Origin of the sequence: Streptomyces sp. NPDC057137 (assembly GCF_042670825.1) — a bacterium.
Classification (GTDB): Bacteria; Actinomycetota; Actinomycetes; order Streptomycetales; family Streptomycetaceae; genus Streptomyces.
On sequence record NZ_JBHUUW010000014.1, the window covers coordinates 1 to 23,063 of the forward strand.

At 71.8% G+C, this 23,063-nt stretch carries 18 protein-coding genes; 9 read left to right on the forward strand and 9 right to left on the reverse strand.

Translation table 11 applies throughout. The features are described from left to right. Positions 1–46: 46 nt before the first annotated feature. From ACFT9I_RS14340 to ACFT9I_RS14355, 4 genes are all read right to left on the reverse strand, one after another. Complete coding sequence (locus ACFT9I_RS14340) at positions 47–697, reverse strand: hypothetical protein (RefSeq protein ID WP_382564293.1); 651 nt, start codon at positions 695–697, stop codon at positions 47–49. A gap of 175 nt (positions 698–872) precedes the next feature. Then, positions 873–3,398 carry a glycosyltransferase gene (locus ACFT9I_RS14345; RefSeq protein ID WP_382564047.1) on the reverse strand — a complete coding sequence of 842 codons (2,526 nt, stop codon included), beginning with the start codon at positions 3,396–3,398 and terminating at the stop codon, positions 873–875. A gap of 11 nt (positions 3,399–3,409) precedes the next feature. After that, entirely contained in the window at positions 3,410–4,102 is a 693-nt protein-coding gene (locus ACFT9I_RS14350; protein ID WP_382564049.1) for a GntR family transcriptional regulator, read from the reverse strand. A 98-nt stretch (positions 4,103–4,200) separates the two neighbouring features. Next, the gene (locus ACFT9I_RS14355) at positions 4,201–5,691 is read right to left on the reverse strand and encodes a hypothetical protein (protein ID WP_382564051.1); all 1,491 of its coding nucleotides are present in this window, start codon (positions 5,689–5,691) and stop codon (positions 4,201–4,203) included. A gap of 319 nt (positions 5,692–6,010) precedes the next feature. Between ACFT9I_RS14355 and ACFT9I_RS14360 the strand changes: the two genes are divergently transcribed. Continuing rightward, positions 6,011–9,823, forward strand: a complete 3,813-nt coding sequence (locus ACFT9I_RS14360) for a hypothetical protein (protein WP_382564052.1) — start codon at positions 6,011–6,013, stop codon at positions 9,821–9,823. 82 nt (positions 9,824–9,905) lie between these two features. On the opposite strand, the gene ACFT9I_RS14365 is transcribed toward ACFT9I_RS14360, so the two are convergent. After that, complete coding sequence (locus tag ACFT9I_RS14365; protein WP_382564054.1) at positions 9,906–11,288, reverse strand: aspartate aminotransferase family protein; 1,383 nt, start codon at positions 11,286–11,288, stop codon at positions 9,906–9,908. A gap of 213 nt (positions 11,289–11,501) precedes the next feature. Here ACFT9I_RS14365 and ACFT9I_RS14370 point away from each other — a divergent pair, with 213 nt between their 5' ends. Next, entirely contained in the window at positions 11,502–12,098 is a 597-nt protein-coding gene (locus ACFT9I_RS14370) for a type 1 glutamine amidotransferase family protein (RefSeq protein ID WP_382564055.1), read from the forward strand. Beyond that, on the forward strand, positions 12,095–12,577 hold the full coding sequence (locus ACFT9I_RS14375) for a MarR family winged helix-turn-helix transcriptional regulator (RefSeq protein WP_382564057.1): 483 nt from the start codon (positions 12,095–12,097) through the stop codon (positions 12,575–12,577). Before ACFT9I_RS14370 ends, ACFT9I_RS14375 begins: the two co-directional genes overlap by 4 nt. 3 nt (positions 12,578–12,580) lie before the next feature. Here the strand turns inward: ACFT9I_RS14375 and ACFT9I_RS14380 are convergent, their stop codons facing one another. Continuing rightward, positions 12,581–13,069: a VOC family protein gene (locus ACFT9I_RS14380; RefSeq protein WP_382564059.1), complete on the reverse strand. Its 489-nt coding sequence runs from the start codon at positions 13,067–13,069 to the stop codon at positions 12,581–12,583. Positions 13,070–13,314: 245 nt separating this feature from the next. Between ACFT9I_RS14380 and ACFT9I_RS14385 the strand changes: the two genes are divergently transcribed. From ACFT9I_RS14385 to ACFT9I_RS14400, 4 genes are all read left to right on the forward strand, one after another. After that, complete coding sequence (locus ACFT9I_RS14385) at positions 13,315–15,318, forward strand: serine/threonine-protein kinase (protein WP_382564294.1); 2,004 nt, start codon at positions 13,315–13,317, stop codon at positions 15,316–15,318. A 102-nt stretch (positions 15,319–15,420) separates the two neighbouring features. After that, entirely contained in the window at positions 15,421–16,005 is a 585-nt protein-coding gene (locus ACFT9I_RS14390) for a TetR/AcrR family transcriptional regulator (protein ID WP_382564061.1), read from the forward strand. Positions 16,006–16,014: 9 nt separating this feature from the next. Beyond that, positions 16,015–17,193 (forward strand): GDSL-type esterase/lipase family protein, encoded by a 1,179-nt coding sequence (locus ACFT9I_RS14395; RefSeq protein ID WP_382564063.1) that lies wholly within the window; start codon positions 16,015–16,017, stop codon positions 17,191–17,193. Positions 17,194–17,529: 336 nt separating this feature from the next. Then, on the forward strand, positions 17,530–18,345 hold the full coding sequence (locus tag ACFT9I_RS14400) for a polysaccharide lyase family 7 protein (protein ID WP_382564065.1): 816 nt from the start codon (positions 17,530–17,532) through the stop codon (positions 18,343–18,345). Between the two features lie 116 nt (positions 18,346–18,461). Here ACFT9I_RS14400 and ACFT9I_RS14405 read toward each other — a convergent pair whose 3' ends face one another. After that, complete coding sequence (locus tag ACFT9I_RS14405) at positions 18,462–19,223, reverse strand: SDR family oxidoreductase (protein ID WP_382564067.1); 762 nt, start codon at positions 19,221–19,223, stop codon at positions 18,462–18,464. Here ACFT9I_RS14405 and ACFT9I_RS14410 point away from each other — a divergent pair. After that, a complete protein-coding gene (locus tag ACFT9I_RS14410) occupies positions 19,189–20,103 on the forward strand; it encodes a helix-turn-helix transcriptional regulator (RefSeq protein WP_382564069.1) in 915 nt (304 codons plus the stop codon). The two genes, ACFT9I_RS14405 and ACFT9I_RS14410, sit on opposite strands and share 35 nt — an antisense overlap. Before the next feature lie 171 nt (positions 20,104–20,274). After that, positions 20,275–21,465, forward strand: coding sequence for an RCC1 domain-containing protein (locus ACFT9I_RS14415; RefSeq protein ID WP_382564070.1), 1,191 nt, complete (start codon positions 20,275–20,277; stop codon positions 21,463–21,465). 79 nt (positions 21,466–21,544) lie between these two features. Here the strand turns inward: ACFT9I_RS14415 and ACFT9I_RS14420 are convergent, their stop codons facing one another. Then, on the reverse strand, positions 21,545–21,976 hold the full coding sequence (locus tag ACFT9I_RS14420; RefSeq protein WP_382564072.1) for a hypothetical protein: 432 nt from the start codon (positions 21,974–21,976) through the stop codon (positions 21,545–21,547). A gap of 34 nt (positions 21,977–22,010) precedes the next feature. Next, positions 22,011–22,985, reverse strand: coding sequence for an AraC family transcriptional regulator (locus tag ACFT9I_RS14425; RefSeq protein WP_382564074.1), 975 nt, complete (start codon positions 22,983–22,985; stop codon positions 22,011–22,013). Positions 22,986–23,063: the final 78 nt, after the last annotated feature.

Consider the following 23,063-nt stretch of genomic DNA (forward strand, 5'->3'; position numbering starts at 1 on the left):
GGCTCCAATGAGCCCGTCCGGCGATTGAGGACCAGGCGCGGACCGGTCAGCTGAAGATGATCATCGAGCCTTGGCCCAGGCTCCGTGTCGCCGCCGCGTGCAGGCCCAGCCAGACGTGCCGTTCGCGGGCGAACGGGCTGTCGTCGTACGGGATCGGGCCCGCCGGTTCCTCCAGGGATGTGGGGCCCTGGGGCGGGGCCGGGGCGGTCGGGGGGTTGGTCGGGTCGATGCCGATCGAACGGGCCACCAGTTCCAGTTCGCGCAGCAGTCCCTGCGTCGAGCCCAGCGGGCCGCCGCCCGCGAGGAGTTCCTCGTTGGAGAGCGGGGACGCGTAGTCCACGGGCACGTACGCGCCCGCATGGTCGTAGTGCCAGACCAGATGCGACTGCTGGGCCGTCGCCTCGAACATCTCCAGCAACTGCTCGTAGTCACCGCCCAGTTCGCCCACCGGCGTCACCGCCAGGCCGCACATCTGGAGCAGATACGCCCGGCGCAGGAAGTGCAGCGCGTCGTAGTCGAAGCCGGCGACGGGTGCGACGTCACCGGAGAGGCCGGGCATGTAGGCGAAGACGGGAACGGACGGCAGCCCGGCGTCGCCGAGTGCCTTGTCGTAGACCGCGATCTCTTCGGCGAAGGGGTTGTCGGGGCTGTGGCACAGCACGTCGACGAGGGGGACCAACCACAGGTCACAGGCCAAGGGAGGCTCGCTCTCCAACGAGTTCGAACGGATTCCGTCGGGTTGCGTCAGGTTCATACACGTACGTACGAACCCGACCGTCGGGTCAGCGTAATGCGGCGAACGCGATCAGCGAAGACGACCGACATGGCCGGCCCGAGCGGCACGGCCGGCGGGACCGGCGTGACCGTCGTTGTCAACGCACTCTCGGCATGTCCCATACCCACGCACCCCCCAATCGCTCCCCCGGCCGCCCCAGCAGTTTCGCCACGACCTCGTACAGCGCCTCGTCGTTGTCCTGCGGAGCGAGCACCACCACGCCCGCCTTCCAGAACGCCAGGTCGAGCTTGGCCTGCTCGCGCCAGCGCGTGCCGATGTCCGGGATCCGGCCGCCGTAACGGACGTCGCTCAGCAGGTTGGAGGTGTAGCGCGGCGCCGCGCCGTAGATGCCCATCCGGTCAGGGCCCCAGGGCCCGTTGAAGTAGCCCCCGGGCACGGAGAAGCCGAAGCCCGTCGCCGACTGCCAGTGCAGCGCCTCCGCCTCGGCCGGGCTCGGCAGCGGTACGGGGACGACGCTCTCGCCCTCGGCGACGTAGTCCCGGTACATGCCGTCCGTGATGAACCGCGGCACCTCCGCCCGCTCCCGTACCGGCTGCGGCGTCGGCAGGATCGGCAGCAGCGCGGCGGCGACCGCGACCAGCCCCACCACCCGGTGGGTACGGAATTCGAGGTGCGCGATCCGGGCCGCCGCGAGCGCGACCAGGACGCCGAGCGCCGGGGCGCAGATCATCGCCACCCGCGACTCGATCACCGACTCGAAGAGCGGCTGATGCGCCAGCGCACGCCATGGGCCCGGCAACACCACGTCCGTGAAAGGGATACGGATCTTCTGCCCCAGCGACAGCAGCGCGGCCACGAGCACCGTGCCGGTCAGCGCCTTCACCAGCGGTGAACGCCCCAGCCACACCACGATCCCGAAGGCGAGCGCGGTCAACGGCCAGCCGTAGAAGGCGTTCTGCTCGGTGCGGTTCATCGCGAGCGTGTCGGCGCGCGCCTCGTCGCCGAACAGCGCGCGGCCCGAGAACTCCAGGAAGGAGAGCGGGCTGTTGCCGGCGTTGTCCCCGTGCAGGACGCTGTGGTAGCTCTGCGGGCCGAAGAACTGCCAGTACAGCGGGAACGCCACCAGCGGCAGACACACCGCCAGCGCGACGCCGAGCCCCCGCAGCAGCGGTCGCCAGGCGGCGCGCGCGACGTCGGGGCGGGCGAGCGCGTACGACAGGGCGAAGATCAGCATCCCCATCGCGGCGAGCAGCAACGGTTCTTCGCCGAGGAAGATCTGGTACGTCGCGAAAAGGCCGAGCAGGACGCCGTCGCGGACGACCCGTCGCCCCTCGCAGAGGGACAGCGCCCGGTCGATGATCACCGGGATCATGAACAGCACAAGGAAGTTGGGGTGTGCCGTGCCGTGCGACATCATCGGCGGCGCGAACGCGGCGAGCGCCGCGCCGACGGCCGCCGCCGGCCGGACGCGGGTGACGCGGCGTACGAACAGCCAGTACCAGGCGACGGCCGTCGCCGTCAGTCCGAGCGTGAGGACCAGCGCCCACGTCACCGTCGGCCCGAAGAGGAGCGTGACGGGCGTCAGGGGGACGGACAGGCCGAGCATGACGGTGTTCGCCATCAGGTTCACGCCGTCGGGATGGCCCTGGTACGTGGTGAAGAGCGGATTGCGCAGATGGGCGACGTTGTCGGCGGTGACGCCGAAGAACCACTCCCACTGGTTCTGGTCCTGCATAGCGTCGGCGAGATACGCGCGGTCCAGGTCCGCCCACAGGCCCTTGTAGAGGAGGACGGAGGAGAGGAGGAAGAGACCGGCGACGGCGAGGTCCACGGGGCGGATACGGGTGCGCAGCCGTACGAGTTCCAGCAGTACGCGGCCGTAGTCCGCCGGCCGCACCTTCGACCCGCTCTGGTGCGACCAGCGCACCGGCACCTCGGCGACGGGCCAGCCGGCGCGGCGGAAGTGGCGCAGGATCTCGACGTCTATGCCCCAGCCGTCGAGGCGGGAGGCGGCGAAGGCGGCGCGCGCCTTGTCGCCGTCGAAGAGTTTGAAGCCGCACTGGGTGTCGTGTATGCCGCGTACGGCGACGAGCCGGATGAGGCGGTTGCCGAGGCGGCCGAGCCGTTCGCGCAGGGGGCGTTGGTGCACGTCTATGCGGGAGTCGGGGAGGGCGCGGGAGCCTATCGCGGCGGCGGGTTCGTACACGTCGTCGTCAGCGTCGTCAGCGTCGTCGCCGTTGTCGTCCGGCAGCAGCGCGTCGAGCGCGTCCAGTTCCTCTATCGGCGTCGCCAGGTCCGCGTCCGTGACCAGCACCCGCCTGCCGTACGACGCGAGAACGCCCAGCCGCAGGGCGTGCCCCTTGCCGCGGTTCTCGTCGCTCGTCAGGACGTGGACACGGGGCTCGTCCGCGGCGGCCCGCGACGCCACCGCGGCGGTGCCGTCCGTCGAGCCGTCGTCGACGACGATCAGCTCCCAGTCGCCCCAGCGCTCCGGGTCGGCGCGCAGATACGCGCAGATCGCGTCGAGGGTGGGGCGCAGCCGGTGTTCCTCGTTGTACGCGGGGACGACGACGGTCAGGTCCGCCGCCGTACCGGTACCGGGTGAACCGGGTGTACCGGGTGGGCCGGGTATGCCTGGCGTCGCGTCCGTGCGTCCACTCATCGCGTACCCGCTCACCGCCGCGGACGTCCCAGCTCCGGATCCAGCCGGTCAGCCCACGCCAGCGAGTGCGCGTGGCAGTCGTCCACGACCACGCGCGCGGCGTCCGTGTCGCCGAGCGTGATCGCGTCGACCAGCTGCTCGTGCCCGTTCCACAGCCAGTCCCGGCAGTCGTCGTCAGCGCGCAGGAACGGCACGGAGAACACCCACGCCTGCACCCGCATCCGGTGCAGGAAGTCGCAGATGTACTGATTCGCGACGAGCGCGGCCAGCTCCCGCCAGAACCGCAGGTCGTAGCCGATGAGGATGTCCAGGTCCCCGCCCTTGGCCGCCCGCGCGGCCTCCTCGGCGCGGCGCCGCACCGACACCAGCGCCTCGGAGCGCACCCGCCCGAGGCCGCTCACCGCGATACGGCGGAAGATCCCGTCCGCGATCAGCGAGCGCGCGTCGATCATGGCGCGGAAGTCGGCGACGGTGAACCGGTGGACGTGGAAACCCCGGTGCTGGTCGGAGTCGAGCAGCCCCTGCGCGGACAGGTCGACCAGCGCCTCCCTGACGGGAGTCGCCGAAACGCCGTACTGCTCGGCGATGTGCTTGACGGTGAACTCCTCGCCCGGGAGCAAACGCCCTGCCAACACCTCGTCACGCAGTGCGTCCGCGATCTGTTGCCGCAGGGTGTTGCGGGTCACGGCTCCGCTGGCGGGCATTGGTGTTCGTCCCCTCATCCGGCTTTGCACACCTTAAGCCAGGGATCGGGAGGGGCCTCGGCCGGACAGCCGGGGTGGCGGAGCAGCGGGTCAGCGGGTCAGCAGGCGCCCGGCCTTGCGTACACCGTGATCCGCGCGCCGGTGACCCGCCGGGTGCCGCACACCTCGTAGCCCTCGCGCAGCGCCGCGCGCTTCGCGGCCTCCTGGTCCGTGTCGTCCAGCGGCTGGCCCGCGAGGTCGTGGACGGCGACGATGCGCCGGAAGTCCGGCACGCGCTCACGGATCTCGGCGGCCGGCAGCTCGGTGCCGTACAGCGTGTGCGAGGCGCGCGGGGAGGCCCGCAGGGCCAGGTCGGTCAGGCCACGGAAGTCGGCGGGCCGTACGAGGGTCCAGACCCGCCGCCGCGAGGGCATGAACATCAGCCCGTCCCCCGGCCGCGCCGTGTCCCTGACGGCCTCGGCGATGGCGACGACGTCGTTCTTGCGGCTGTCGGGTGAGCGGAGGTGGCTCCCGGCGGGTACGAGTGCGACGAACGCCGCCGCCAGGGCGAGGACGGTGGTCGTTCGCGAGACGAGGCGGTGGCGGGGGATGGGGCGGGGAAGACGGGTCAGCCGGTCGAGGGCGGAGGCGACGAGGAGGGCGAGGCCGACCGCGTAGAAGAGGACGTAGCGGTCGACGTAGAGCTGACGCAGTGGTGAGAGCGCGATGAGCAGGGTGGAGGGAAGCACGAGGAGGGGGAGCGCGAGGGCGGGGAGGGAGGGGGCGCGCCTGGCGGGAGGGCGGACGTGGGCGTCCGCGAGGCCGGCACGCGCCGCGCTGCGAACAGCGCCAGCGACGGCGGCAGGTGTACGGGACGTCGCGCCCCCCGGCGCGACGTACGCGCACACCCCACCCAGCGCCGACAGGCCCAAGAACGCCAGCAGTTCCGCCGTCGTCGGCGGGCCTATCCAGTCGACCTGGGCCGACTGCGTCAGGCTGACCACCCCCAGCGGCGCCAGCCCGGCCACCACCGCGCAGGCCGCGACCCGCCACGCCCGCGTCGCCGCGGCGGGGAGGGCGGAGCGGGCCACCGTGACGCCGTGTGCCGGCAGCGCCAGGACCGCGAACTCGTGCAGCAGCGAGGCCACCAGCAGCACCGCCGCGTAACCCGCCCACAGCCGCCGGTGCCCCGGCCGGTCCATCGCCCGCAGCAGGAGCCAGGTCGCCCAGGTGACCAGCGCGCACACCAACGCGTACGAGCGGCCCTCCTGCGCGTACCTCTGCACCACCGGCAGCAGCGGGAACACCAGCCCCGCCAGCAGCCCCACGCGCCGCCCGGCCAGCAGGGCCCCGAGCGCGCCGACTCCCGCCGCCGCCGCTGCCGTCGCGAGGACGGACGGCAGCCGCAGGGCCACCAGCCCCGGACCGTCGCCCGACAGCCCCCACGCCTCGAAGACGCCGTGCATGAGGAGGTAGTAGAGACCGTGGACGGCGTCGACGGTCCCCAGCGTCTGCCAGATCTCGGACACGTCGCGCTGCGCGATCTCCAGCGTGACCGCCTCGTCGGCCCACAGCGTGCCCCCGCGCCGGATGCCCCACAGGCCGAGCACGAGCGCGAGTACGGCGGGCGCGAGCAGTTGCGCGTACGGGGCGAGGCGGGCACGCGGACCGGCAGGCGGGCGGGCAGGCGGACGGACGGCACGGGGGCGAGCCTGCGGCTCCGCGGTGCGGACGAGCGTGGAGATGGCGGGACTCCGTTCACCTTGCGTCGGCTGATCTGGTACGACTCCGACTTCGACTTCGACTTCGACTCCGACTTCGGCTCCGACTCCACCCGCCGGCGGATTGATGGGCAGCCCCCTCCCGCCGCGCCTATCAATTACGCTCCGTCCGGGGACCGCCTTGAGGGCGCGCGAACGGGGGTGGCACATGGGTCGTCGCGAGAAAGCCCTCGATCCGGCGGCCGGGCCCGTCCAGCGATTCGCCCATGACCTGCGCGAGCTCCGCCGTTCCTCGGGCACTCCCACCTACCGGGACATGGCCGGGCAGACCGACTACTCGGCGCCGACCCTGTCCGCGGCCGCCGCCGGTGAGCGGCTGCCGTCCCTGCCCGTCGCCCTCGCCTACGCGACCGCCTGCGGCGGGGACCGCGAGGAGTGGGAGAAGCGCTGGCGCGCGGCCATGGCCGACGTACCCGGCCCCGCCGATCACGCGTGCGACGACGACATCGCGCCGTATCCCGGTCTCGCGCGCTTCGGGCCCGGCGACCGCGAGCACTTCTTCGGCCGGGACGAACTGCGCGCCGATCTCGTCGCGCTGGCCGGCCGCCGCCGCTTCGCCGCCGTCGTCGGCGCGTCCGGCAGCGGAAAGTCGTCGCTGCTACGGGCGGGCCTCATACCCGTCCTGCGCGAGTCGACCGGCCCCGCACGCCCGGCGGCGATCCGGATCCTGACGCCCGGCGAGCATCCGGCGAAGACCCACGCGCACCTGCTTCGGCCCGATGGGACGGCTGAGGAGTCCGGCGACACCGTCGTCGTTGTCGATCAGTTCGAGGAGACCTTCACCCTCTGCCGCGACCCCGCCGAACGCGCCGAGTTCATCCGGCTCCTCCTCCGCGCCCGTACACCCGGCTCACGCCTGCGCGTGATCGTCGCCGTACGCGCGGACTTCTACGGACGGTGCGCCGAGAACCACGCCCTCGCGGACGCGCTCAAGGACGCCACCCTGCTCGTCGGTCCCATGTCGCCCGCCCAACTGCGCGAGGCCGTCGTCGGACCGGCGACGGCCGAACGGCTCATCGTGGAACGGTCGTTGACCGCCCGCATCGTCGCCGACGTCGCCGACGAGCCCGGCGGCCTGCCCCTCATGTCGCACGCCCTGCTGGAAACCTGGCGCCGCCGCAACGGCCGTACGCTCACCGAGGCGGCGTACAACGCGATCGGCGGCGTGCAGGGCGCGATCGCGCACACGGCCGAGGCGGTCTTCGCGCGTTTCACCGAAGACGAGGCGCGGGCGGCGAAGACATTGCTGCTACGGCTGGTCTCCCCCGGCGACGGCACGCCGGACACCCGCCGCCCGGTGGACCGCGGAGAACTCGACGGAGAACTCGACACGACGGGAAACGTCCTCGAACGGCTCCTGCGCGCCCGGCTCCTGACCGCCGACGCCACGATCGTGAACCTCGCCCACGAAGCCCTCATCACCGGTTGGCCCCGCCTCGGCGCCTGGATCGACGAGGACCGCGACCGGCTGCGCCTGCACCGCAGGCTCACCGCCGCGGCGCGCACCTGGGAGGAGTTGGGGCGGGACGCGGGCGCGCTGTACCGGGGTGCCCAACTCGCCTCCGCCCGCGAGGCATTCGATACAGGAAGTCGCGAACTCAACGTCACCGAGAGCGACTTCCTCGCAGCGTCGACCGATGCCCACGACCGGGTACGACGTGCCGCCGCCCGCACCACCCGACGGCTGCGGATCCTCACCGTCGCCCTCTCCGTACTGCTGTGCCTCGCCGCCGTCGCCGGTCTGACCGCCTGGCAGCAGAGCCGCGTCAACTCCCGCCAGGCCAGGGACGCCGAGGCGCGCCGGATCGCGGCCGTCGCGGGCACCCTGAGCGTCACCGATCCGCGTACCGCCCTGCGGCTGAGCGTCGCCGCCTGGCGGATCGCCGACCTCCCCGAGACCCGTACCGCCCTCTTCGAGGCCGGGGCGCAGCGCGACGTGGACACCTTCCCCGCCCCGCCCGTGGTCGCGTTCGAGCAGGACACGAACGACACCTGGCGCCACATCAGCGACGACGGCCGGACGCTGACGATGACCCGGCCGGACCGGGTGGAGCGCTGGGACCTGACCACGCACCGCCAACTCCCCTCGCACCAGGGCCTGGGCAAGCTGGCCGACGAGATGGTGGACATCAGCGACGACGGCCGGAAGGTCGCCATCGGCACACCGCAGGGCATACGGATCTGGGATCTGGCGGCCGGAAAACTCACCACGGACAGGCCGTTCGGCGGCGCCGCGCTCAACGTCGACTTCACGCCCGGCGGCCGGACCCTCGTCGTCCACCGCCGGGCCCCGCACCGCCCTGCCGTCCAGCTCTGGGATCCGGCGGAGCACCGCGTGCTGCTCAGCGTCCCGCAGCCGTCGGACGACGAGCCGTACACCCAAGTCAGCCCGGACGACCGTCTGTTGGCGCTGTGTACGCCCGCTCTCCGGCTCCAGGTGTGGGACGTACGCGAGCAGCGCAGGCTGCCCACCACGTGGGCGGACAGGGTCGGTACGGAGCTGTGCGAGGACCAGCACTTCCGCTTCACGCCCGACGGCCGGTCCATCGCGGCGGCGGGGAAGTCGGGTCTGCGTATCTGGGACGTGCGCTCCGGCAAGGAGCGCCCGCACGAAACCGAGCCGGGAACAGGAGCCGAGCCCGCGATCCGATCGGCGTCGGAGGTCTCGTTCAGCGCGGACGGTACGTACGCGGTGACGGCGGCCGACGGAGCCGTACAGGTCTGGCGGACCGACAACCTGTCCGCACCCGTCCTGCGGCACCCGGTGGGGTCCGCGAGCCGGCTGCGGCTGGACATCGAGGGCGGCGTCCTGCGCTACGAGGAGGGGACGGATCCGGCGACCGTCGTACGGACGCTCTCACTGGCGGGGGCCGTTCCGAGCCCTGTACGCCAACAGCCTTACTCCGCAGCCCTGTTCAGCCCGGACGGCGACACGCTCGCCGTCACTCAGGGCGGACGTGTCCAGCTCCGGGACGGTGCGAGCGGACGGCTCAGGGCCACGCTGCCGGAGCCGACCTGTGGCGTGAAGGACTGTCCTTCGCCGCAGCTGGTGTTCAGCGCGGACGGCCGCACCTTCGCCTACCGGGCCGGGGCCGACACGGACTCCGCCACGGCCGTCGTGCGGAGCGTGACGGGCGACGGGGGCGAAGGAGCCGACGGAGGCGACGGAGGCGACGGAGGCGACGGAGGCGAAGGGGGCGACGGGGCCACCGCCCGCCTCGGCAAGGGAGTCGACGGCATCGGCATCGCGCCGGACGGCCGGTACGCGGTCATCAGCCGAGTCGTCCGTCCGCCCGGTTCCGACCTGGGTCATACCGTGCTGGAGCGCCGGCCGATCGATGACGACCCCGCGACCGCACAGCCGGCCACCCGCCCCGATACCGACGTCGGCAGTGTCCTGGCCGTCGGCCCGAAGGGTCATGTCCTCACCGACGACAACGAGTTGATCGACCCCGCCACCCACCGCCCCACCCGCGTCCTGGCGGGCGAAGGCCTCATCGAGAAGGCCGCCTTCAGCCGGGACGGGCGGTTCCTCGCCGTGAGCGACATCGACAGCCGCGTCACCTTGTGGGACGGCCGGGGCCGGCGGCGGCTCGCGGTGCTCAACGTGGGTTCGGGAGGCGCCTACCAGGGCCAGGGCGTCCGGCCGTCGTTCGCCTTCTCCGCCGACGGGAGCAGGATCGCGGTCGGCGACACCCAAGGCACACTGCGGTTCTGGGAGACGGCCGCGCCGACGAGCGCGGGCTCACCGCTGCCGACCGTCGACGGCGCCGTACTCGCCGTGGCCTTCGCCGACGACGGCGCCCGGCTGCGCGTCACGACGCCGCGCGCGACGACGCGCACCTTCACGCTCGCGCCGTCGCGCATCGCCGACACGGTGTGCGAGCGGGCGGGCGGCGGGCTGTCCAGGGACGCCTGGAAGACCCACCTCCCGTCGCTCGACTACCGCGAGACGTGCTGACGAACTCACGGAACTCACGGGACTCACGGGACTCACGGGACTCACGGACTGTATTCGCAGCCCGTCAGCCCGTCGTCCGTCCTCACGCCACGTGCTCGTCCGCCACCGCCAGCGCCGCGTCCAGGATCGCAAGCCCTTCCTTCGCCTCCGCCTCCGTGACGGTGCACGGCGGGCAGGCATGCGTGCGGTTCATGTTCACGAAGGGCCACAGTCCGCCCTTCTTGCAGGCGGCGGCGAACGCGGCCATCGGCGCGTTCGCCGCGCCCGTCGCGTTGTACGGCACCAGCGGCTCGCGCGTCTCCTGGTCCCGTACGAGGTCGAGCGCCCAGAACACACCGTGCCCGCGCACCTCCCCCACCGACGGGTGCCGGTCGGCCAGTTCGCGCAGGCCGGGGCCGAGGACGTTCTCCCCGATGTGCGCCGCGTGCTCGACGATCTTCTCGTCGGCCATCACCTTCAGGGTCGCGACGGCCGCCGCGCAGGCGAGCGGGTGGCCGGAGTAGGTGAGACCGCCGGGGTAGGGGCGGGTCGCGAAGGTGTCCGCGATGGCGCCGGAGATCGCGACGCCGCCGAGCGGTACGTAGCCGGAGTTGACGCCCTTGGCGAAGGTCAGCAGGTCGGGCACGACGTCGAAGTGGTCGGCGGCGAACCACTCGCCGGTGCGGCCGAAGCCCGCCATCACCTCGTCCAGGATGAAGACGATGCCGTGCCGGTCGCACACCTCCCGTACGCCCGCGAGGTAGCCGGGCGGCGGCGTCATGATGCCCGCCGTGCCGGGGATCGTCTCCAGGATGATCGCGGCGATGGTCTGCGGCCCCTCGAAGGCGATCGTCGCCTCCAGGTGCTCCAGCGCGCGGGCGCACTCCTCGGCCTCGGTGGTGGCGTAGAAGGGCGAGCGGTAGAGGAACGGCGCCCAGAAGTGCACCACGCCCGCGTTGCCGCTGTCGGACGCCCAGCGGCGCGGGTCGCCGGTCAGGTTGATCGCGGTGGAGGTACCGCCGTGGTACGAGCGGTAGGCGGAGAGCAGCTTGGGACGGCCGGTGTGCAGCCGGGCCATCCGTACGGCGTTCTCGACGGCCTCCGCGCCGCCGTTCGTGAAGAAGATCTTGTCCAGGTCGCCGGGTGTGCGCTCGGCGATGAGGCGTGCGGCCTCGGAGCGTACGTCGATGGCGAAGGCGGGCGCGAAGGTGGTGAGCTTCGCCGCCTGCTCCTGGATGGCCGCGACGACCACGGGGTGCTGGTAGCCGATGTTGGTGAAGACGAGGCCGCTGGTGAAGTCGAGGTAGCGGTTGCCCTCGTAGTCCCAGAAGTACGAGCCGTCGGCGCCGGCGACGGCGAGCGGGTCTATCACTTCCTGCGCGGACCAGGAGTGGAACACATGCGCGCGGTCGGCGGCCTTGACGGCGGCGCCGGCCTTCGGGTCGACAGTGTCAACAGCGGGGTTGACGTCGAGGTGAGGGGTCATGGCGCCCAGCGTAGAGAGCGGAAGGCGGGGGCGGGAGCGAACACCGTGTCTGATGTTTGCGGTGTGACTCGGCAGACTGTCGCCCTCTCCGGACCCACCCCCGACCCTCCCCTAACCTGCTCGCGCCACCCCCTAAATATTGACAGGAAACTGTCGACACGACAGCCTACTGTCAATATAATGGAGGAACTACCGAGGCAGCAGGAGGCCACCATGACCGGCAAGACCGTGTATCTCGCCGTGTACGACACCCTCGCCGACTGGGAGACCGGGTACGCCACCGCGCACCTCGCCCAGAACGGCTTCACCGTGCGGACCGTCGGCCCCACCACCGACCCCGTCACCACCATGGGCGGTCTGCGCGTCCAGCCCGACGTCGCGCTCGACCAGCTGGGCGAGCCCGGCGACACGGCGGTGTTCATCCTCCCGGGCGCCGGGCTCTGGGACACCGGGGACGACCTGCTGCCGTTCGCCCGCGCCGCCCGGCGGTTCATCGGCCTGGGCTTCCCCGTCGCCGCGATCTGCGGCGCCACGGCGGGACTGGCCCGCGAGGGCCTGCTGGACGACCGGGCGCACACCAGCGCCGTCAGCCACTACCTGGACGCCACCGGATATCAGGGCGGCAAGCACTACCGGGAGGCCGACGCGGTCACGGACGGCAACCTGATCACGGCGGGCCCGACCGAGCCGGTCGCGTTCGCCCGCGAGATCTTCGCGCTGCTCGGTGTGTACGAGGGGGAGAAGCTGGACGCCTGGTACCGGCTGTTCAAGAACTCGGACGCGAGCGCGTTCGAGGTCCTCAACTCATGAGCGGGCGGGAGGCCGTCGGTACGCCGGAAACCCCCGAAGCACCTGAACTGCTCAGCAGGACCGCTCTCGGCGTCTTCCGGCTGAACGGCCAATTCCTCTCCGTGGCCGAGGAGTTGGCCGCCCCGGCGGGCCTGACCGCCGCCTGGTGGCAGGTCCTCGGAGCCGTACTGCCGCAGCCGCTGTCCGTCTCCGGGATCGCCCGCGAGATGGGCATCACCCGGCAGAGCGTGCAGCGGATCGCGGATCTGCTGGTGGAGCGCGGACTCGCGGCGTACGAGCCGAACCCCGCCCACCGCCGGGCGAAGCTGCTCACTCCGACCGAGGACGGCCGCGCGGCGATCCACGAGATCCGGCCGGGCCACGCGGCTGCCGCGAAGCGCCTCGCCGAGGAACTGGGCGAGGAGGGCTTCGCCGAGACCGTACGGGTGCTGGAGCGGCTGTCGCGGGCGATGGACGCGATCGGCCGCCGGTCGGGCTAGGTCCTAGGACCTGTCCGCCGGGAAGAAGTCGGCGCTCTGGACGTACGCCATCGCCTCCGTGAAGACGGGGTCGGCCATCCGCCGCCCCAGCTCTTCCTCCGTGACGTCCTCCAGGCGCGTCTGGATCCACCACAGGTTGCCGAACGGGTCCCGCACCCGCCCCACCCGGTCCCCGAAGGCGAGGTGCGTCACCTCGGTCACCGACGTACCGCCCGCCTCGACCGCGCGGCGGTGCACGGCGTCCGCGTCCGGCACGAACAGCCGCAGGAACGCGGGCGTCGGCGGCCAGTCGGGGCGCGCGTCGAAGCACATGACGACCGCGTCGCCGATGCGCGTCTCCGCGTGCGCGACGACACCGTGCTCGTCGGTCATCCGGGCCAACTCCTCGGCGCCGAAAGCTGTCTTGAGGTAGTCGAGCAGGCCGGCGGTGTCGTGCGAGATGATCCAGGGAGTAACGGTGGTGTAGCCCTCGGGAACCGGATTGACGGTCACGCCAGTCTCCTTGCGTACGGGTTCGTTCGGCTTCGCTCGGCTTCGTTCTGCTTCGCGTGTTGTCCTGAGTCCGACGCTAGGTGTCAACTAGGCCAGTTCCCGTCCTAGTCGACGGCCGACCGTCGGCCGACCGCCGACCGACCGCCGACCGACCGCTGGTTTTCCCGTGACCGCGCAGCGCCACGACGACGGCACTATCCTCGGCCCGGTCGGGCATGGGGCATCTGGGGGAGGGCCGTACGGCCATGGAGAAGCTGGCTGCAGAAGATCCGCAACGCATCGGCGCGTACAGGCTGTTGGCGCGCCTCGGCGCGGGGGGCATGGGGCAGGTCTATCTGGCGCGCTCGGACCGGGGCCGTACGGTCGCGGTGAAGCTCGTACGCAAGGAGCTGGCCGAACAGGACGAGTTCCGCAACCGGTTCCGCCTGGAGGTCGCCGCGGCCCGGCGGGTCGGTGGCGCGTGGACGGCGCCCGTCCTCGACGCGAACACGGAGGCCGCGGTGCCGTGGGTCGCGACGGGGTACGTGGCCGGGCCCGCGCTCCAGGAGATCGTCTCGGGCACGGCCGGAACCGGCGTGAGCGGGTCCGGCGCACACGGCCCGCTGCCCGCGCGCTCGGTACGGATACTCGGCTCGGGTCTCGCCCACGCCCTCCAGGACATCCACGGCGCCGGCCTGATCCACCGCGACCTCAAGCCGTCCAACGTCCTCATCACCATCGAGGGCCCGAAAGTCATCGACTTCGGCATAGCCCGCGCGCTGGAGACGGTCACCGACGCCGCGCTGACGCGGACCGGCGGGCTGATCGGGTCACCCGGTTTCATGGCGCCGGAGCAGGTGCGGGGCACTCCGATCACGCCCGCGTGCGACGTGTTCTGCCTGGGCTCGGTGCTCGCGTACGCGGCGACGGGACGGCTCCCGTTCGGTACGGCCGACACCGCCGTGCACGTGCTGATGTTCCGCATCGCGCAGGAGGAGCCGGACCTGTCCGAACTCCCCGAGGGTTTGCGGGAGTTGGTGGGCGACTGCCTGAAGAAGGACCCGAAGGAGCGCCCGACCCCGGCGCAGATCCTGGCCCGGGTGGGCGAACCGGACGAGGACGGGAACGGGGCGGACGGAGACGGGACCGAGCCCTGGCTGCCCGGCGCGCTGCTCGCCCAACTAGGCAGCCACGCGGTGCAGTTGCTGGACCACGAGGAGCCGGGGGCGCGTACGGCGCTGGCGTTCACACCGCCGCCGGCCTCACCGGCGACCCCGCCCGCGGATCAGCCCCCTCAGCCCGGTGGCCATGGGACGGGCGGCGGCAACGCCGTACACGGTGTGCCGACGATGATCGGCACACCGGCCCCGGCCCCGTCCGCGACGCCCCCGCCGGCACCGCAACCGCAGCAGCCACCGCCACCCCCGCCGCCGCCCCAGCAGTACGGCTATCCACAGAACCAGCAACCGCAGCAGCCCCCACCCCCGCAACAACCGCAACAGCTCCAGCAACAGCTCCAACAACCGCCCCTCCCCCAGCAGTACGGCTACCCCCAGCCCGGCCAGCCCCCGCTCCCCCCATGGGGCGCGACACCGCCGTACGGCCCGCCGCCCTCCAACTACGGCTATCCCTCGCCGTACGCCCCGACGCCCACCCCGCCACCCGAGCCGCCACGCCGCAGCGCACGCGGCACGGTCGCGCTGATCGCCGTCGCGCTGGTCGTCGCGCTGGGTGCGGGCGGTTCGGTGTACGCGTTCATGGACAGCGGCAGCGAGAAGAACGGCTCGTCGAGCAACCAGGCGGACAGCTCGGCCGAGGACAAGTCGTCGGCGGACGAGAACGCCCCGTCCGAGGACGCGCCACCGGCCACGGACTCCCCCTCCCCGTCGGCGACGGAGGACGGCGCCGGGGCGGGCGACGTACCGAAGAAGTACCTCGGCGCCTGGTCCGGCACCATCGAGGGCCCGGCGGGAGTCAGCACACGCGAACTCGCCATCCGGCAGGGCGAGTTGGGCGACACCGTCCTCGTACTGACGGCGGAGGGCCCGACCGACACGGGCGGGACGTACGAGTGCGTCTTCGAGGCGGCGCTCGACGGGGCCCCGGGCTCCGGCCCGCTGAAGATCGGCCCGTCCAAGGTCACGACGGGCCGCCCGATGTCCTCCTGCACGCCGGGCGCGGCCACGGAGCTGACGATCCTGCCGGACGGCCGCCTGCGCCGTACGACGCTGGCGGACGGCGAGTCGGTGACGTACACGAAGGGCGGCTGACCCGGCCAATGGGGCCGATGCCTGAATCGATCACGCACTTGCCTAAAGCCTTTAGGTAAATGCATAATCGATTCAGGCATACCGAAGGAGATCCGAAGCCCCATGTCACCCCGCGCAGGACTGACCACCGACCGCCTCGTCCGGGCGGGAGCCGAGCTGGCCGACGAGGTCGGCTTCGAGCAGGTGACCGTCTCGGCGCTGGCCAGGCAGTTCGACGTCAAGGTCGCGAGTCTGTACTCGCACGTCAAAAGCAGCCAGGACCTCAAGACCAGGATCGCCCTGCTCTCGCTGGAGGAAATGGCCGACCGGATGGCCACGGCGCTCGCCGGACGCGCGGGCAAGGACGCCCTCGCCGCCTCCGCGAACGTCTACCGCGACTACGCCCGCGAGCACCCCGGCCGCTACACCGCCGCCCGGCTCACGCTCGACCCGGAGACCGCCGCGGCGAGCGCCGGCCCCCGGCACGCCCGGATGACACGGGCGATCCTGCGCGGGTACGGCCTGACGGAGCCGGACGAGACGCACGCGGTACGGCTCCTGGGCAGCATCTTCCACGGCTACATCAGCCTGGAGACGGTCGGCGGCTTCAGCCACAGCGCACCCGCGTCGGAAGAGACCTGGGTGTGGATCGTGGACCGCGTCGACGCGCTGCTCCGGAACTGGCCCACCCCCGACGACCAGCAATAGGCAGACACCATGAGCACGAATCAGAACCTGACCACCACCCCCATCACCACCGACATCCTGCGCGGCGCCCTCGATCTGGAGCACACCGCGCAGGGTCTCCTCCCGCACCGGCTGCCCGCCTGGGCCCGCGCCCAGAACATGGATCCGCAGCTGGCGATGGCGGAGGCCCAGTCCTCCGGCGTACGGCTCGCGTTCCGCACCCGGGCGACCACGGTCGAGCTGGACACGCTGCCCACCAAACGGGAGTACGTCGGGGCCCCGCCGCGCCCCGACGGCGTGTACGACCTGCTCGTCGACGGCCGGCTGACCGGCCGGGCCACCGTGCCGGGCGGCAACACCCTGATCATCGACATGACGGCGGGGACCGCCGAGCAGCGGCCCGGCACACCCGGCACGGTCCGCTTCGACGAGCTGCCCGACGGCGAGAAGGACGTCGAGATCTGGCTGCCGCACACCGAGACCACCGAACTCGTCGCGCTGCGCACCGACGCACCCGTCGAGCCCGTACCGGACCGGGGCCGCGCGGTCTGGCTGCACCACGGCAGCTCGATCAGCCACGGCTCCGACGCCGCGAGCCCCGCCACGACCTGGCCCGCGCTCGCCTCGTCCCTGGGCGGCGTGGAGCTGATCAACCTGGGCTTCGGCGGCAGCGCCCTGCTCGACCCGTTCACCGCTCGTACGATGCGGGACACCCCGGCCGACCTGATCAGCGTCAAGATCGGCATCAACCTGGTCAACGCCGACCTGATGCGCCTGCGCGCCTTCACCCCGGCCGTCCACGGCTTCCTCGACACCATCCGCGAGGGCCACCCCACGACACCACTGCTGGTCGTCTCGGCGATCTACTGCCCGATCCACGAGGACACCCCCGGCCCCCTCGCCCCGGACTTCTCCAGCATGGCCGAGGGGCGCGTGCGGTTCCTGGCGACGGGCGACCCGGCGGAGCGCGCGAGCGGAAAGCTGACGCTGAACGTCATCCGGGACGAGCTGGCCCGGATCGTGAAGCAGCGGGCGGCCGAGGACCCGAACCTGCACTACCTGGACGGCCGGGAGCTGTACGGCGAGGCGGACTACGCCGAACTCCCCCTCCCGGACGAACTCCACCCGGACACCCCCACCCACCGCCTCATCGGCGAACGCTTCGCGAACCTGGCATTCACACCGGCCCGCCTGAACCCGGCCAAGTGAGACTGAGCGCAGACGGTTTGTAAAAGGTAGGGACGTTTCAGGAAACTCGACGTTACGCAACGGCCCGGCAGGACACCCGACGAGGATGAAACCCCTGGCCACAGGCGCAGGGACGCGGCGGGACCCGGGCCGACCGGTGGGATGGCGCACACAGGCAGGCTCTCGACATGAGCGGCGAGATCCATAAGACTCACTGCTTGCGGCTGGTCATAAGTCTGAACCTCAGCCGCATATCTGACTCCCCGTCGAGTTCAGCTCCCGCATCGGCGGAACGGCTCCACGCATTGAGCGCGGCGCCGTTACGGAGCTCCCCCACTGAGAACAGGAACAAAGCACATGTCCCACAGAGCGCGCTCACGCCGACCCGCGATCTACGCGGCCGCCGCACTGACGGCAGGCGCGATCGCGGCGGCCGGCACTGTCGCCTTCGGCGAATCCCCACAGACCGACAGCGGCTCGAAGATCTCCGCCGCGTGCGAATCCCCGGCCGATGCCATCGGGCTGGGTTCCGCCTGGGCGCTCCACCTCCCCATCAAGAACCCCGCAGCGACGAGCAAGCCGCTGACGATCCCGCAGCCGCAGCTCAAGACGTACAAGAAGGCTCCGTACTTCACCACCACCCCTGACTGCGAGGGCATACTCTTCCGCGGTCCGGTCAACGGCGTCACCACCACCAACACCGGCTACCCGCGCTCGGAACTGCGGGAGATGAGCGGCGACGGCACCAAGATCAAGAGCTGGCCCTCCACTTCCGGCACCCACACACTCACCTTCGACGAGGCCATCACCCACCTGCCGAACGACAAGCCGCACGTCATGGCAGGCCAGATCCACGACGAGACCAGCGACGTCACCTCGTTCCGGCTTGAGGGCACCAAGCTCTACATCACCTCGTACAACAACAGCCACTACAAGCTCGTCAACAGCAACTACAAGCTGGGCACCCGCTTCACGGGCAAGTTCGTCGCCAGCGGCGGGAAGGTGAAGGTGTACTACAACGACGCACTCAAGGCCACCGTCACCGCCCGCTTCTCCAGCGGCTACTTCAAGGCCGGCGCCTACACGCAGGCGAACTGCGGCAACTCCTCGCCGTGCTCCAACAGCAACTACGCCGAAGTCGCCCTCTACAAGGTGGCCCTCAAGCACAGCTGAGAAGCCGCTTCCGAATCTCGGCCTGAGTAGATACGGGTCCCAGCTCCGGAGCCGAGGGTGGTCTCACTCGGTCCGGAGCCGGGAACCACGCCCGCCGTCCGACACCCACCATCGGCTCAGCCCAGTTGCCCCGTCGGCATCAGCGTCAGCTGCTGGAAGTTCACCCGCGCCGGCAGCCCCGCCAGATGGCCGACCGCCCCGGCCACGTCCTCCGGCGTCAGCCACTCCAGCGACTCCCGGACCCCGTCCAGCCACTCCAGCGCCGCGTCGTCCGTGACGTGTGACTGGAGTTCCGTCCTGACCAGCCCCGGCTCCAGCGCCGAGACGCGCACGTTCTTCGGCCCCAACTCGGTCCGCAGATTGCGGGACATGTGGCTGACGTACGCCTTCGTGCCCGTGTAGACGGCGAAGTTCTGGAAGATGTTCTGCGCGGCGATCGACGACGTGTTGATCAGGTCGGCGACGCCGCGCTCCTCGGCCGCCCGCACCAACTGCGGTACGAACGCGCCGATCACATGCATCAGTCCGCTGATGTTGATGTCGATCTGCCGCTGCCACAGCTCCGTGGTCCGCTCCTCGATCGGCGCGGGCAGCATGACCCCGGCGTTGTTGAACAGCAGGTCCGCGCCGCCCAGTTCGGCCTCGACGCGGTCGGCCGCGGCCTGTACGGCGTCGGGGTCGGTCACGTCGGCGGCGATGGCGATCGCGGTGCCGCCGTTCTTCGTGATCCGGGCGACCAGGTCGTCCAGCCGGTCCGCGCGCCGGGCGATGACGGCGACCGAGGCGCCCAGCTCCGCGAGGTGCTCGGCGGTCGCGGAGCCGATGCCGCTGGAGCCGCCGGTGATGACGGCGACGCGTCCGTCGAGGGACAGGGACACGGACCCCGGCACCCCCAACACCCGCAGCAGCGAACTCGCCGACTTCCTGCGCTCGCGCCGCGCCCGCATTACCCCCGACCAGGCCGGTCTGCCCGCCGACGGCCGTACGCGCCGCGTGCCCGGCCTGCGCCGTGACGAGACGGCCCGCCTCGCCGGGGTCAGCACCGAGTACTACACCCGCCTCGAACAGGGCCGGGCCACCAACCCCTCCCCCGAGGTCATCGACGCCCTGGCCCGCGCGCTGCGCCTGGACACCGACGAGCGCGAGCACCTCACCGACCTCGTCGCGCGCCCCACCCCGGCCCGCCACACCCCCACCGCCCCGCAGCGCGTCCGCCCCGGTCTGCACCTGATGCTCCAGACGCTCGACCACGTACCGGCCTTCGTCCTCGGCCGTCGTACCGACGTCCTGGCGTCCAACCGGTTGGCCCGCGCGGTCGTCACCGACTTCGACGCGATGCCCGCGACACGCCGCAACATCGCCCGCTACTACCTCCTCGACCCGGTGGCGCGCGAGCGCGTCGGCGACTGGGAACAGATGGCCTCCGAGACGGTGGCCATGCTCCGCCTTGAGGCGGGCCGGTTCCCGAACGACCGGCAGCTCGCCGACCTGGTGGGCGAACTGACGCTGCGCTGCCCGGAGTTCACCGGCTGGTGGAACGACCACCGGGTCCTGCGCCGTACGCACGGGGTCAAGCACTACCGCCACCCACTGGTCGGCGATCTGCACTTCAGTTACGAGGCGCTGCAGCCGCCCGGCGACGCGGACCAGACCCTGTGCGTCTACAACGTCGAGCCCGGCTCCCCGACGGCGGAGGCGCTACGGCTCCTCGACAGTTGGACGGCCCCTCAGCCCGCCGCCGCGCCGAACACCCCGTAAGGCGCAACGACCGTGCCCGCGACGCGCCGACCTGCACCCCGTTCGGGTCGCTGTTCGGGACCATCCGGGTGTGCGGCCGGTCGCGCCTCTGAAGGTGGCCAACGAGCGAATCGATGATCAGGTGCGGGCCCGCAAGGACGGGCCCGCACCATCACGAGAGGAAACATCCCCATGCGCCGTAGTCGCGCACTCCTGACCGCCGCCCTCACCGCCGGTCTCGCACTCGCCCCGCTGGCCACGGTCTCCGCCGCGCCCGCCCAGGACAACCCGTCGGTTCTGAGCTGGGGCGCGGGCGGCACCGGCCAGCTCGGCAACGGCACCGCCAAGGACAGCTCCACCCCGGTGCCCGTCTCGTCCCTCTTCCGGGGCGACGTCGACCGGATCTCCGCGGGCGGCACCTCCTCGGCCGACTCCTTCGCGCTCGCCCTCTCGAACGAGACGGTGAAGGCGTGGGGCCACAACGCCTCGGGCCAGCTCGGCAACGGCGGCCGCACCAACCGCAACGTCCCCACCGCCGTCGCGCGCCTGGTGGACATCACCGACGTCGCGGCCGGCGGCGAGCACGCGCTCGCGCTGGACGGCAACGGCCAGGTGTTCTCGTGGGGTGACAACAACTACGGCCAGCTCGGCAACAACCGCACCGGCGACACCCGCGCCGTCCCGAACGCGGTCCAGGGCCTGCCCAAGGTCAAGCAGGTCTCGGCCGGCTGCGACTTCAGCCTCGCGCTGACGGAGACCGGCAAGGTGTACGCCTGGGGCCGCGGCGTCTACGGCCAGCTGGCCAGCGGCACCCGCGCCACCAGCTCCGTACCGCGTGAGGTCCAGGGCCTGTCGAACATCACCGACATCGACGCCGGCTGCCACCACGCGCTGGCCGTGACCGCCGACAAGACCGTCAAGTCCTGGGGCCACAACTCCTCCGGCCAGCTCGGCGACTCCTCCACGAAGAGCAGCGTCACGCCGGTCGACGTCGACTGGCTCAAGGACGTCAGCGACATCGAGGCGGGCGCCAACCACAACTACGCCATGACGGGCGACGGCCGCGTCTGGGGCTGGGGCAACAACCAGAACAACCAGCTCCTGGAGGCCGACCCGGCCGCCAAGGGCACCAAGACGTTCACCAACCGTACGGCTCCGATCGACATCCCCCGCCTGGAAGGCGCCCAGCAGGTCGCGGCCGGCGCCCAGCACGGCATCGCGGTCTTCGGCGAGGACGTCTTCGCCTGGGGCCACAACACCGAGGGCCAGCTCGGCAACAGCAGCACCACGTCGAGCATCCAGTCGGTCCACACGCTGAACACGAACCCGGCGATCCAGCACGTGGCGGCCTCCCTCGGCGGCAACACGAGCTACGCCTACTGACCGACCGATCCACCGATCCACTGATCCACCGAGCCCCACCACCGGCCTCCGGGCCCGGCACATCGCCGGGCCCGGAGGCTTACACCCACTCCAGGATCTCTGCGGCGCCCCGCCGGACATCGGCGTCCGCGTCCAGGGCCAGCCGCGCGCAGACCGCCGCGACGTCCGACTCACTGCCCGACCCGCTGCCCGATCCCGCGACAGCGTCCCGCACCCCGGTGTGCAACCAGTCACCGTGACTGTCACCCGCCCCCGCCCGCGCCGCGGCCCCGGCGACCGCGCGGGCGACGAGCCGTAAGGCCGCCACCGTCCCCACCCGGGACAGAGCCTCCGCCGTCTGCCGGGTCACCGCCGTGTCCGCGACGTCCAGCAGCAAAGCGGCCAACGCATCTGCGGCTACAGGAACATCGGCGAACGCGGCGAGATCCCGCCCGGCGCGAGCGCGCCGCGCCCACGAAGGGGACGAAGCCTCGTCCAGGGCCGCCTGCAACTCGCTCATCGCGTCCGACACAACGCGACTTTCCCATGGGGCCGGCCGTACGGGGTCAGCCAGTTGTCGCCCTGGCAGGGGCCCTGACCTCGGCCCCGACCGGGGCCGCGCCCCGTCGGAAGTCGCTCGGGTTGGCGCCTCGGACCCGTTTGAACGCCGCGCTGAAGCCGAACGGGTCGGAGTACCCCACGGTGCGGGCGACGTCCGCGACGGTCGCGTCCTCCTGGTCGACCAGCAGGTCCGCCGCGAGCGTCATGCGCCAGCGGGTGAGGTACGTCAGCGGCGGTTCACCCACCAGGTCGGCGAACCGCTTGGCCAGCGTCGAGCGCGACACCCCCGTGCGCTCGGCCAGCGCGGCGACCGTCCACGGTGCCGCCGGCTCCGCGTGCAGCAGCCGCAGCGCGTCGCCGACCACCGGGTCCCGCTGCGCGGCCCACCAGGCCGGCCGCTCGCCGCCCGGCCGGTCGAACCACTCGCGCAGCGTGCAGACCAGCATCCAGTCCAACAGCCGGTCCAGCACGACCTGTTGGCCCGGTGTATCGACGGCGGCCTCGGCGGCGAGGTGGTCCAGCACGGCGTCACCCGTGCCCCCGCCCTCCGCGCGCAGCACGACGGGCAGCGCGTCCAGCAGACGGCGGCTGATCTCGCCACGTACCGGATAAGCGCCGACGATCAAGGTCGCCCCCTCGCCACCACCGCATCCGACGTCGTGCCAGCCGAGCCGGTGCCGGGTCCCGCCCTCCTCCGGCACCGCGCAGTGCTCGCCGCACGCGATCGGTTCGGCCCGGGTGCCGACCTCGTCGACGAAGGTGAACGTGCCGGGCCCGCGCACGACGATCGTCTCGCGGTCGCGAAGCCGCTCGGGAGGCCCGTACTCCGGCACGATCCAGCCCTCCCCGTTCAGCACGGTGCACAGGGTCAGCGGCGCGCCGTCCACGAAGTGCAGTGCCCACGGCGCGGACAGGGTCGAGCTGCCGAACAACGAGCCGTTCGCCCGCACCCCACGAATCAGGTCACTGAACACATCCATGCCACCGAGGCTAGCCGACCGCGTAAGACGATTACGCAGGCGATCCGGCTTCTCACCTATGGGATCGTCCGACTCGGC